Below are 12,845 nucleotides of genomic sequence, written 5' to 3'. Positions count from 1 at the left end.
ATACGTATTCTTAAAATATGAGCAGAGGAACCCTGTATTTTATTATGAGTAGATTTACTGAGCCAGCATTTCGTAAAGCTTTCTTACATCCGCGTTATTGGCCTGTTTTAATATTAATAGGAATAATGTATCTGCTAAGTTGGTTGCCTTATTTTATTCAGTTTCGTTTAGGGCAATGTATTGGCCGATTAGTCATGACGATGATGTCTGGTCGCCGCGATACAATCCAGCAAAATATCGCTCTGTGTTTTCCCTTTATGGCGGAAGAAGAGCAACAACATATAATGAAGCAGAATATAGATAACGCTGGGCTGGCCTTATTTGAAACGGCAATGGCGTGGTTTTGGCCTGATATTCGTGTAGAAAGGCATGTTGAGGTCGAAGGATTAGAGCACGTAGAACAGTTACAACAGCAAGGAAAGGGCATTTTACTAATAGCGGTACACTCTATGAACTTAGAATTAGGTGCACGTGCTTTTGGTTTAAAGACGCCGGGTGTTGGTGTATATAGACCGAATAATAACCCCTGTTTTGATTATTTCCAGTTTAAAGGTCGTGTACGCTCTAATAAATATATGCTTGATCGTAAAAATGTTAAAGGCATGCTTAGAGGCTTAAAGAACGGTGAGATATTATGGTATGCCCCTGATCAAGATTATGGGCATGGCCGTAACTCAACCTTTGCTCCTTTGTTTGCAGTGAAAGAGGCTTGTACAACAACCGGAACCAGTTTGTTGGTTGATGCTTCAGGTGCGGTGCCTTTGGCTTTTGCGATGATTCGTAATAGTAACAGTGGTAAATATACATTAAAAATATTTCCGCCATTAACTGAGTTTCCACATAAGGATCCTGATGCTGCTGCGGTGTATATCAATAAAGCAGTAGAACGTTCAATTATGGCGGCACCAAGTCAATATATGTGGTTGCACCGCCGTTTTAAAACCCGTCCTGAGGGTAAACCAAGTCTATATCATTCGCGAGTAAATGATTGATATTTTTACTTGAAGAACGTCGACATTCACTACAAAAAAACCGAGCTTTTAGGGCTCGGTTTTTTGTATTATGGCGTGTAATATTACTGTGCTAATGAGTAGAAAATAGCAGAGATAGATATTAAACCAATAACGGTAACAAAAATATTACTGATTGAACCCGCATATTTTTTCATCGCTGGCACTTTCTTAATTGCATACATTGGCATGATAAACAACAACATCGCAATAACAGGTCCGCCTAAGTTCTCAATCAGACCTAAAATACTTGGGTTTAATGTTGCAACTGCCCAAGTGGTAAGCAGCATAAACAAAGCAGTGAAGCTGTTAAGTTTTTTGTCTGAAAGTGTCTTGTTATTATCACGAGCAACTTTATGAATAATACCATTCAAACCTTCGCTTGCACCTAAGTAGTGGCCTAAGAATGATTTTGTGATAGCAATAATTGCCACAATCGGCGCAGCATAAGCGATCACTGGTGTATCAAAATGATTCGCTAGGTAAGTCAAAATAGAAGCATTTTGTGCTTTAGCTTCGATGAGGTTAGCTGGCGTTAAACTTAACACGCAACTACAAACAAAAAACATCACCGTAATAACCATCATAATATGGGCGCGTAATAAAATACGAGAACCTTGACGCTCTGCGTTAGCACCATATTCTTTTTCTTTAGCAACAGCGAATGAAGAAATAACCGGTGAGTGGTTAAATGAAAACACCATTACAGGCAAGATTAGCCATACTGCCATGATGACGGTATTACTGCCGCCGCCTTGAGGAATAATATCAGTGAAAATAGCCCCATTCCAATGCGGAACAAGGTATAACGCAAGCATCAGCAGAACCGCAACAAAGGGAAATACTAGAATACTCATCGCTTTTACGATCAGTTGCTCACCTAAACGAACAATGGCCATTAACACAAGAATCAAAACTAAAGCTAAGATTGCCCGTGCTGGTGGCTCAATACCTAACTGAAACTTCATAAAGCTTTCAACGGTATTAGTTAAAGCCACACTATAAACAAGCAAAATAGGGTAGATAGCAAAGAAATATAAGATAGTAATAATCTTACCCATATTTTTACCAAAGTGCTCTTCAACTACCTCTGTAATATCAGCACCAGGGTTAGCACTTGATAGTACAAAACGCATCATCGCTCGGTGAGCAAAAAAGGTCATTGGCAACGCTAGAATCATCATTACGATAAGGGGAATTAAACCGCCAACGCCAGCGTTGATCGGTAAAAATAAAGTGCCGGCACCAACTGCTGTGCCATATAAACCTAGCATCCATACGGTATCACTTTTACTCCAGCCGAGCTTTTGGGTATTTTCGGTTGTTGCAGTTGTTTTCTGTTGTGCGGTGCCCATTATGGACATCTCCTTTATTTTCTTTTCAGTCACTGCATACCGAGATAAGTGAAGCCGTACAAGCAAGCAAATAGATAGTGATATACAACAAGGGTAATTGTTGTAAGAGGTGAGCGTTCCATGATCGTAATAAGCATTCCGTGCTAGTTATCGTTGCTGTTGTTATTACCTACTTATGTTAGTTACAGAGAATGAAAAATAATTAACCATTATTGAAGTGCGTGAATTATAGGGTATAAGCATGCTCCGCAACAATTTTTGCAAATAAAAAAAATTCGTTTGCTTAAAAAGTATTCTAAGGTGTGATTTTTATGTTACGGCTGTTATTTATGCGTTTTTAAGGTGGTTTTTTTGATAAATTGATGTTTGTATCGTGTGTTAATTTATATTTGTATGACGTATTTGCGCATAACAGTAAAGTATAATATTAATAATCATAGTTTAAATATTATTAATTTTTTTAAATTTACTCAAAAAAAGTTTAATGTTTTGATCAAAAAAAGGAAGCATATAAACGCTTCCTTCTCAATATTTGCTGTGATTAATCGCGGAAATTATCAAATTGGAATGGCTGCCCCAGTTCTTGAGAACGAACAAGTGCCATTGTTGCTTGTAGATCATCACGCTTTTTAGCGGTAACGCGGAGTTTTTCACCTTGAATAGACACTTGAACTTTTAGCTTTGCGTCTTTAATTGCTTTAACCAGCTTCTTAGCATTGGTTGTTTCGACACCTTGCTTAAATTCAATATTTTGTGATGCTGTTTTACCAGAAAACGTCACTGTTTTACGCTCAAGGGCATTGGCATCAACGCCACGTTTAGCCAGATTACCACGTAAAATAGCAACGATTTGATCAACTTGGAATTCTGATTCTGACGTGATCTTGACGATTTCTTTATTTAATTCTACGTTGGCTTCAACACCACGAAAATCAAAACGAGTACTAATTTCTCGGATTGAATTATCTACCGCATTTTTAATTTCTACGGTAACTACTTCAGAAATGATATCAAAAGATGGCATGTTATTGGCCTCTAACCTAAATATGGGAAATTTATCCCGTTATGAATTAATGAGTACATTATACTGTTAATTTAATACGAGGAAAGGAGCAACAATATGTTGGTGCTCCTTTTATTGTATTAAAATAGTAAAGCAAATTTATGCGTTGGCATCTTTAATTGCATAGGCCAGCATATCAAGCATCACTAATGTATCTTTCCAATCAACACAGGGATCTGTTATTGATTGACCATAAACAAGTTCGCTTTCTTTACCGCAGATAACCGCTTGATTACCTTCTTTGATAAAGCTTTCAGCCATAATGCCTGCAATTGACTGGCTACCATTACGAATTTGCTCACAAATATCAGCCGTTACATCAAGCTGACGTTTGTGTTGTTTTTGGCAATTTCCATGACTGAAGTCGACAATTAGCTTTGGCGCTAATTCAAATTCAGCCAATGTTTCGCAAGCCGTTGCAATATCTTGTTGGTGGTAATTTGGCATTTTGCCACCACGAAGAATGATATGGCCATATGGATTGCCAGCGGTACGATAAATGGTCATTTGACCGTTCTTATCGGGTGAGCAAAACAAATGAGATGCGCGCGTGGCACGAATAGCATCAATCGCAATTTTAATATTGCCATCGGTACCATTTTTAAAGCCAACCGGGCAAGAAAGTGCTGAGGCCATTTCACGATGGATTTGAGATTCAGTGGTGCGGGCACCAATGGCTCCCCATGTGATAAGATCAGCAATATATTGCCCAGTGATCATATCTAAAAACTCAGTCGCAGTGGGTAGCCCTAGCGCATTAATATCAATTAATAGTTTACGCGCTTTATGCAAGCCAGTAGCCAGATCAAGGCTGCCATCTAAATGTGGATCTGAGATTAAACCTTTCCAACCAACAACAGTACGCGGCTTTTCAAAATAAGTACGCATAACGATAAATAGTTGGTCTTTATATGTTTCTTGTACAGCAACAAGGCGTTTCGCATAATCCATAGCAGCATTGGTGTCATGAATTGAACATGGCCCTACAATTACCAAAAGACGAGAATCTTTACCTGATAAGATCGCCTCTACTTGCTTACGCGCACTATCAACATGCACTGCAATAGCATCTGTCATTGGTGAGGCTGTTTCTACTTCTGCTGGGGTCGGCATTAGACCGAGACTTATTGTGCGAAGTTCATCTGTTTTCATTGGCATAATAGTTTGCCTACCTTGGTATTCCTGTAATAACCCCGTTAAGATAGCCCAAATCAGCACTGGAATAAACCAAACTTGTGATAACAAATAGGTTTTTAATGAGTAATTGTGGATATTGTTAGCTGAAAGGGTGATTTTACATGCAATTATGTATCAAAATAAACTTGGTGGCATATGATCGGTAAGTTGAATAATTGTTATCAAATAACGTTTTATTCTTGCTTGCAAATTAAACACACAGTAAGGTCAATAACGGTCTATTTCATTGGTGTAAATGGATAGATATTGGTTTATTTAACATGGAGGTACAGGTTGAGTATGACAACACAAACTGAATTAATGCTGGCAACAACAGCGGTATTACACAACGCACAACAATTAGCGACGCTAGAGCATAAAGGTATTGGGCTAGTTTCTTTAGATGATATTATTGCCACCGAGGTTGGTATTCATCCGTTAGTTTTTACCCAACAAAATCTTTTATCTGATGCTACTCAACAAGCGCTACAACAAAAAATAGCGGATCAGTATGGACAACAGAGTGTCTCATTAGCTGAATATTATGTCGCTCTACTGACTGAGTTATTAGTTGCTTCTGCAAGACAACAAGGTAACGCTCCATTAAAAGTACAACTAGCAGGGGCGAATGCTGAATGTCGCTATCAACTTCTTGGTGCTGAACTTGAAAGTGCCGAAGTTAATCCACTGTTAGGCTTACGCGGTGCGAGTCTTTATACCGATATTCATTATAAAACCAGTTTTGCTTTGCAATGCGAGGCCATTAAGCGTGCTCGTGTAGTCGTGGGAGGCGATACAATTGAATTGGTGGTGCCGTTTGTACGTACTTTTAGTGAAGCTGCAACCATGATTGATTTGTTGGCTGAACAAGGTTTATGTCGAGGAGCAAACGGCTTAAAAGTGCATATGCTTTGTTCTGTGCCTGCAAATGCATTGCTAGCGGATACTTTTATTCATTATTTTGATGGTTTTGTCGCAGATGTCGCGCAATTAGCACAATTGACGTTAGGACAAGATTTTGCCAATACCAAGCTTCATTACCAGGTTGATACTCAAAATGATGCGGTGATACAGCTATTAAAAATGTTGTTAGCAGTTGCGGGCAATGCATCTAAAGAGTGCGATATTTATTATGATGCTATTTCACAAGCTCCGCGTTTACAACGGTGGCTGATGGATCATGAAGTTAGCACTGTTATTTGTTAACTATCGGCTATTTAATAAAAAAATAAACCAGCGACTATTGATTTTAATAGTGCTGGCTTTTTATTATTGATTGTTCACTACTGATTAATAATACGTAATTGAATAATCAACGCTTCTAGGCGACCAATAAATTGACGTGTTAGCCAAAAATAGCCATAAATACCCAACGCATTAGCCGCATCCGTCGGGGAAATCTCTTCAGCCATCGTTGATAACAAATCAATATCAGGTAACGGATCAATATGTGATAAATCCGCATGCGGCGTTGATGCTTGCTCTAACTGGCTTAGAATCGTAATAATATGCTGCTGATAGACTTTTAAATCATTCTGAGCCAGTAATTGACGGCGGCTAATATCTGAACTCCAATGAGTTTCAATTAATTGTTCAGTAACACTAATTAATGAACGTTGCACGGTAATGATTGTTCGATAATGGCCTGCGAGTTTATGCCTTTCTTTTTGTACATTAGGTAATAGAATGATCATCTTCATGTGGCGTTCTAATACTTCACGTTTCATGGCATTAAGCTGTTTAATACTTAGCATGTGGGCTGAAGCGTGCGCTTGATAAAGCTGACGTAATGCACGTAAATTTTGATTAAACAGGGTATTCCAACTTGTTATTGCACGAATAGGTAATAGCAACGAAAAAGCAATGGCAATCAAACTACCAATTAAGATATTGGCCACACGCCATAATGCGACGCTAACCTCTAACGCAGTGTCTCCTTGATAAGAAACAATGATGAGCGTCATCACGGCTAAAAAGTAGAAATAAATATTCTTACCGTAAGATTTCAATGACAGTAAAAAGACCCATGCCAGCATCCACACCGGAATAAGATAATTAAGTTTATCGGGGAACAGGACGGTTAATAGCCCTAACATTGCACCGAGTAATGTGCCACCAATACGCTGAAAACCTTTATAAACAATGGCTCCTGCATAAGGCTGCATCATAACCACAACCACGGTGACAGGCCCCCACATTGAATGTGGAACGTGGACAACGGCATAAAAGGCAAGCGTAAAAGCAATCGCCAATGTTACCCGTAAAGCATGAGAAAATTGTGCATGCGATATTAATAATGCTTTAAGACGTATATACATGGTGAAGCCTATAGCAACCTAATAGAAAGAGAGAGAATAATGCGTCATCGAGTATTTTTTCATTATTGCTATTATTCCGCAATAGAATAATAGCAATATCATTTAACGATGAATGACTTGGCGCGGAATGACCTCAATATTTGGCTCATAACTTCCTTTTATCGCTTTTAGTGCCAATGTAAGCGCATGATCAGCTATAACTTCAAATTGTTGTGGTAATGACTGTATTTTATTGGGTAAAAAATCCAATAGGCGGTTATCACCAAATGTTGCGAGATAAGTACGACTCATCAGTTGTGGATTTTTAAGTAAACAATCCAGAACGCCTTCAAACAGGGTATAGGATGTCGCTAATATCGCATCAGGAAAACAATCATCATCAATCCATTGTTGAACCATCGATTGCCCATTTTGCTGACTAAAATGTTCCCCATAACTGATAATAGTCGTCATCGGCTGTGAATGGCGGTTAATCGCTGCGGTAAAGCCTTGCTGGCGTTCTTTCGATACTCCTAAATCAGCAACCGCGCCAATAAGGCCAATACTGTTAATTGGCTTACTCAACAATGATTGTGTCAGTTGATAAGCGCCTTCTAAATCTTCACTGATCACGGAGATAAAAAACTCATCGTCTAATGCTCGGTCAATGGCAATCACTGGTACACCATTGGCTTGAATCTTTCGATAAAACGCGTTGTCAGAAGCAAGGGCACTGGCGACAATTAACGCGTCAGTTCGACGGCTTAATAGCATGTCGGCAACTTTCATTTCGGTTGTTGGATCATCATCAGAGCAAGAGATGATCATTTGATAACCCGCTTTGCGCGCGTCACGTTCTAATAACTTAGCAATTTTGGCATAACTGCTGTTTTCTAAATCAGGAATAATCAGCCCGAGTGAATGGCTGTTTCCAACTCGAAGCGAGGTCGCAGCATGATCGGGGCGATAGTTATGTTCTTCAACAACGGCCATGACCTTATGTTGGGTTTTTTCACTGATACGATATTGTTTCGCTTTACCGTTAATAACATAACTTGCCGTTGTTCGAGACACGCCTGCTAGTTTTGCGATTTCATCCAATGTCATTATTGTTATCCGTTGTGAATTCATTCTAGGGAAAGCATCAGAGATCTAATCGGGATGATTATTATTTTCTAAATATAAGTTTGTGCGCTTGATCATATATTCACTTAATGCATACTTATCAGCGTTTGCAATTCTAGCTGAAACGATTCAGTATGCAAGCTGAAAGGTTTCAGCTGGGTGTTGTTGAACAATAAATACCCGTTGTAAACATTTTTTATTTCCCGCTTTGCTGAAACGATTCAGCTATTGATAAGCACATACTGCTCAGAAGTGATTAGGGCTTATCAATAGCTTAATGAACAGCACTATAAATAGCGACGATCTCACAAAGTATTGAATCGGAGAGTTACATGTTATCACTGTCTAAAAATGATATTGCGATGCAGCAAACGGCATCGAACAAACAAGACGCCATTAAAGCGTTGGCGGCTGATCTTGAAGCTACAGGATTAGTACAGACAGGGTATGTCAATGGCATGCTTGCCCGAGAGCAACAAAATTCAACGTATTTAGGTAACGGTATTGCGATTCCACATGGTACGACTGAAACCCGTGATTTAGTTAACCATACCGGAGTGAAAATTCATCACTTTCCACAAGGTGTGCCATGGGGCAATGATAATACGGCTTACATTGCGATAGGGATTGCGGCTCAATCCGATGAGCATTTAGGCATTCTAAAACAGTTAACCAAAGTGTTATCTGCTGATGGTATTGAAGAAAAATTACGCCATTGTGAGTCTGAGCAAGCGATCATTACCTTACTCAGTGGTGATGAGCAGCAAGAGGCTGAATGTAATGCTGAGCTTATTTTGAAGCAATTTCCTGCGCAAGATTTATTACAGTTAACTGCTGTTGCTGCGGGATTAATTAAATACCAAGGATTTGCAGAAATCGCGACGGTGACTGATGCGATTAATCAAGGTCCGACTTATTTAGGTCAAGGGCTATGGCTGGTTAAAAGTAATAAACAAGTGCAACGTACCGCGATTGCAGTGGTAACACCCCAAGTACCATTTGAAGAGCTAGGTCATCCTGTTGCTGGCATGGTCATGGTTGCTGCGAATAATATGTCCCATAAAGCGAACCTTGAATACTTAATGTCATTGATCTATCAAGGTAAAATTGCGCAATGGTTAGCATCATCAGCACAAGAAATGGTAACCGCACTGACGCAAGTGGCCTTAGAAGGTAATCAAGCAATCTTTAAGATTCGTAATCCTCATGGTTTACATGCTCGCCCTGGTGCAATGTTAGTTAATACCACCAAGAAATTCGATGCAGATATTCAAGTGGTTAATATCACCAGCGACAGTAAGCCCGTTAATGCGAAAAGTTTAATGAAAGTGATTGGCCTTGGTGTGAAATGCGGTAATGAACTGCAATTTACCGCACATGGTAGTGATGCAGACGCGGCATTAACGGCAATCGGTCAAGCTATTGCTGATGGCTTAGGCGAAAAACTATAAGGATCGCAGCAATGACAATTTCAACCTTACAGACAGAGACACAAGCCATGCCCCATGTTGTTAAACCCAAAGTTGTCGCGGTAACACTCAATCCAGCATTAGATCTTACTGGCAGTTTAGCGGCCATTTCGCTAGGCGGCGTCAATGTGGTTGATAGCGGAAGTCTTCATCCTGCGGGCAAAGGCGTGAACGTTGCTAAAGTTTTAGCAGAGCTTGGTGCCGATGTAACAGTAACGGGTTTATTAGGTGCTGATAACCAAGAACCTTTTTGCCAATTGTTTGAGCAAATCGGCGCAACAGATAAGTTTATTCGCGTGGCGGGTGCAAGCCGAATTAACGTTAAATTAGTCGAAAAAAATGGTCAAGTAAGTGACATTAATTTCCCTGGTGTTGCGGTTACTGCAGCTAATATTTTAGCCTTTGAAAAGACATTATTTGAATTAGCAACAACTCATGATGTGTTTGTGATTGCAGGTAGCTTGCCACAAGGTATTACTCCTAACATGTGTGCCAATTGGTTAGAAAAATTGCATCAATTGGGCAAAAAAGTATTGTTTGATAGCAGTAAGTCAGCATTGGAAGCAGGTTTAGAAGCCCATCCGTGGCTTGTTAAACCGAATGATGAAGAACTGGCTGAATGGGCAGGACAAGCACTAGAAACGCAACAACAATGTATGGACGTTGCAGAACAAATTGCAGCTAAAGGGATCACGAATGTTGTGGTATCACTCGGTGCAAAAGGGGTGATGTGGCTTAACCATGAAGGCTGGTTACATGCTCAACCGCCTAAAATGGACGTCGTGAGCACCGTTGGCGCAGGCGATACTTTAGTCGCTGGTTTATGTTGGGGTGAACTTAATCAACATTCAAAAGCGCAGTCATTACAATTTGCGACGGCATTATCAGCAGTAGCGGTGACACAAGTGGGTGTCGGTGTTGATAATATCAATAAAGTTAATGATATTGCTAAACATGTCATTGTAACTCAATAGCTTAAGTACATAGAGCTTAATCACATCATTGCTTAACGACAGAAGAACATGTGAAGCAACATTGACCAAGGTGTAAATATGAAAATAGCATTAGTAACAGCTTGTCCTAGCGGCATCGCAACCACCATTATCGCAGCGGGTTTATTAGAAAAAGCCGCCGCAGAACTACAATGGCAAGCAAGCATTGAATGCCAAACTGCATTTAATCCAACCAAAGAACTGACTCAACAACAGATTGATGACGCTGAAGTGATCATCATTGCGACGGGCACAGCGATTGATAACTCACGCTTTGTGGGTAAAAAAGTTTATCAAGCCGATATCACAGCTTGTTTTGAAAATACCAAAGCATGGCTAACAGACGCTGTCACACAAGCACAATTATTAACAGCAGCCAGCACTCAACTTGTCGCTGATGAAATCGATAATGCGGTTAAGAAAATTGTCGCGATCACCGCTTGCCCAACGGGTGTTGCTCATACCTTTATGGCAGCAGAAGCATTGACAGAAGAAGGTCAGCGTCAGGGTTATGAGATTAAAGTTGAAACCCGTGGCTCAGTTGGCGCTAAAAACCAATTAACAGATGCGGAGATTGCAGCCGCAGATTTAGTGATTATCGCTGCCGATATTGAAGTAGACTTAGCCCGATTTAATGGCAAAAAGCTTTACAAAACCAGCACAGGGTTAGCACTTAAGAAAACTAAACCAGAAATTGAAAAAGCCTTTGTAACCGCTACAGTATATCAACATTCTGGAAATACTAACGCTCAAACGGCGGACACCAAAGCAGAAAAAGCAGGGCCGTATAAACACCTAATGACGGGTGTATCTTACATGTTGCCATTAGTGGTAGCTGGTGGTTTATCCATTGCCTTATCGTTTGTATTTGGTATCGAAGCCTTTAAACAAGAAGGCACGTTAGCCGCAGCCCTAATGACCATCGGTGGTGGCTCAGCATTTGCGTTAATGGTGCCAGTATTGGCAGGTTTCATTGCATTCTCAATTGCTGATCGCCCAGGTTTAGCACCGGGTTTAATTGGCGGTATGTTAGCCAGTACCACGGGTGCTGGTTTCTTAGGTGGTATCGTTGCCGGTTTCCTTGCGGGTTACAGTGCTAAATTCTTGGTTGAAAAAATCAAATTGCCACAATCAATGGAAGCGCTAAAACCGATTTTGATTGTGCCATTATTAGCAAGTTTAATTACCGGCTTGGTAATGATTTACATCGTTGGTGGTCCAGTATCAGCAGCAATGGCAGGTTTAACCACATTCTTAAACAACATGGGTTCAGCCAACGCGGTATTACTGGGTATTATTCTTGGTTGTATGATGTGTTTCGACTTAGGTGGCCCTGTAAACAAAGCCGCTTACACCTTTGGTGTTGGCTTGTTAGCGTCACAAACCTACGCCCCAATGGCAGCAGTAATGGCTGCGGGTATGGTGCCAGCAATGGGTATGGGTTTAGCAACATTCCTTGCAAAACGTAAGTTTTCAGCTAGCGAAAATGAAGCAGGTAAAGCCTCGTTTGTACTAGGTATGTGCTTTATTACTGAAGGCGCAATCCCATTCGCAGCGCGCGATCCAATGCGTGTTATTCCAAGCTGTATGATTGGTGGCGCATTAACAGGTGCATTATCAATGTTGTTTGGCGCAAAATTAATGGCTCCACATGGTGGCTTGTTTGTTCTGCTAATTCCAAACGCAATTTCACCAGCATTGCTTTACTTAGTCGCCATTGCTGCGGGTACGGTAGTAACAGGTGTGATGTACGCATTCTTAAAGCGTCCAGAAGAAGGCTCTGTTGCGGCTGAAGCGGCACAAGCTAACGCGTAATTAATAGCGAATAGATTATTTATTATTTAAAGCCGACTTAATTGTCGGCTTTTTTTGGGGGGAGAAAGGGGATAGGAAACAGGTTATTAGGGACGAGGGTTTAGGAACAGCGCATGTTGTTATATTAAAGCCACAAAACAACAACCCGTCATTCCCTACAGTGAGGTTACGAACGCGGTAGGGAATCTATTTATAGCGTGTTGAAGTGTTATTATTTTTTGATATTTTTAAACGCTCACTGAAAATTCCAATTATAAATATAAAACCCACCCCGTCATTCCCTACAGTGAGGTTACGAACGAGATAGGGAATCTATTTGCTGCGCGTTGTAGTGTTATTGTTTTTTGATATTTTTAAACGCTCACTAAAAATTCTGAGAGTGAATATAAAACTCACTTCGTCATTCCCTACAGTGAGATTACGAACGAGATATAGAATCTATTTTCAGCGTGTTGTAGTGTTATTATTTTTTGATATTTTTAAACGCTCACTGAAAATTCCAAGAATAAATACAAAACCCACCCCGTCATTCCCTACAGTGAG

General features: G+C 40.2%; 10 protein-coding genes. 5 read left to right on the top strand and 5 right to left on the bottom strand.

Annotated elements, in window-relative coordinates; genetic code table 11:
* Positions 1-44: 44 nt before the first annotated feature.
* Entirely contained in the window at positions 45-992 is a 948-nt protein-coding gene (gene lpxL, locus Q0V26_RS06625; RefSeq protein ID WP_297479595.1) for an LpxL/LpxP family Kdo(2)-lipid IV(A) lauroyl/palmitoleoyl acyltransferase, read from the top strand.
* Between the two features lie 83 nt (positions 993-1,075).
* Here lpxL and Q0V26_RS06620 read toward each other — a convergent pair whose 3' ends face one another.
* The 3 genes from Q0V26_RS06620 to Q0V26_RS06610 all read right to left on the bottom strand — a co-directional run bounded on the left by Q0V26_RS06620 (position 1,076) and on the right by Q0V26_RS06610 (position 4,586).
* Positions 1,076-2,365: a serine/threonine transporter gene (locus tag Q0V26_RS06620; protein WP_297479592.1), complete on the bottom strand. Its 1,290-nt coding sequence runs from the start codon at positions 2,363-2,365 to the stop codon at positions 1,076-1,078.
* A 541-nt stretch (positions 2,366-2,906) separates the two neighbouring features.
* Positions 2,907-3,389, bottom strand: a complete 483-nt coding sequence (locus Q0V26_RS06615) for a YajQ family cyclic di-GMP-binding protein (RefSeq protein WP_297479590.1) — start codon at positions 3,387-3,389, stop codon at positions 2,907-2,909.
* Positions 3,390-3,527: 138 nt separating this feature from the next.
* Positions 3,528-4,586 carry a 3-deoxy-7-phosphoheptulonate synthase gene (locus Q0V26_RS06610; protein ID WP_297479588.1) on the bottom strand — a complete coding sequence of 353 codons (1,059 nt, stop codon included), beginning with the start codon at positions 4,584-4,586 and terminating at the stop codon, positions 3,528-3,530.
* A gap of 318 nt (positions 4,587-4,904) precedes the next feature.
* Here Q0V26_RS06610 and Q0V26_RS06605 point away from each other — a divergent pair, with 318 nt between their 5' ends.
* Positions 4,905-5,810, top strand: a complete 906-nt coding sequence (locus tag Q0V26_RS06605) for a putative PEP-binding protein (protein ID WP_297479585.1) — start codon at positions 4,905-4,907, stop codon at positions 5,808-5,810.
* A 77-nt stretch (positions 5,811-5,887) separates the two neighbouring features.
* On the opposite strand, the gene Q0V26_RS06600 is transcribed toward Q0V26_RS06605, so the two are convergent.
* Both Q0V26_RS06600 and cra read right to left on the bottom strand, forming a co-directional pair.
* The gene (locus tag Q0V26_RS06600; protein ID WP_297479582.1) at positions 5,888-6,922 is read right to left on the bottom strand and encodes an FUSC family protein; all 1,035 of its coding nucleotides are present in this window, start codon (positions 6,920-6,922) and stop codon (positions 5,888-5,890) included.
* 102 nt (positions 6,923-7,024) lie between these two features.
* Positions 7,025-8,008, bottom strand: a complete 984-nt coding sequence (cra, locus tag Q0V26_RS06595; protein WP_297479580.1) for a catabolite repressor/activator — start codon at positions 8,006-8,008, stop codon at positions 7,025-7,027.
* A gap of 350 nt (positions 8,009-8,358) precedes the next feature.
* Here cra and fruB point away from each other — a divergent pair, with 350 nt between their 5' ends.
* From fruB to fruA, 3 genes are all read left to right on the top strand, one after another.
* Positions 8,359-9,477, top strand: coding sequence for a fused PTS fructose transporter subunit IIA/HPr protein (fruB, locus tag Q0V26_RS06590; RefSeq protein WP_297479577.1), 1,119 nt, complete (start codon positions 8,359-8,361; stop codon positions 9,475-9,477).
* Between the two features lie 47 nt (positions 9,478-9,524).
* Positions 9,525-10,469 (top strand): 1-phosphofructokinase, encoded by a 945-nt coding sequence (gene pfkB, locus Q0V26_RS06585; RefSeq protein WP_297479779.1) that lies wholly within the window; start codon positions 9,525-9,527, stop codon positions 10,467-10,469.
* A gap of 78 nt (positions 10,470-10,547) precedes the next feature.
* The gene (fruA, locus tag Q0V26_RS06580) at positions 10,548-12,302 is read left to right on the top strand and encodes a PTS fructose transporter subunit IIBC (protein ID WP_297479575.1); all 1,755 of its coding nucleotides are present in this window, start codon (positions 10,548-10,550) and stop codon (positions 12,300-12,302) included.
* The last annotated feature ends 543 nt before the right edge of the window (positions 12,303-12,845 follow it).

The sequence above is a fragment of the uncultured Photobacterium sp. genome (assembly GCF_947039875.1).
GTDB lineage: Bacteria > Pseudomonadota > Gammaproteobacteria > Enterobacterales > Vibrionaceae > Photobacterium.
Note: the sequence above shows the minus strand (reverse complement) of the source record. Positions and strands in the feature narration are given on the sequence as shown.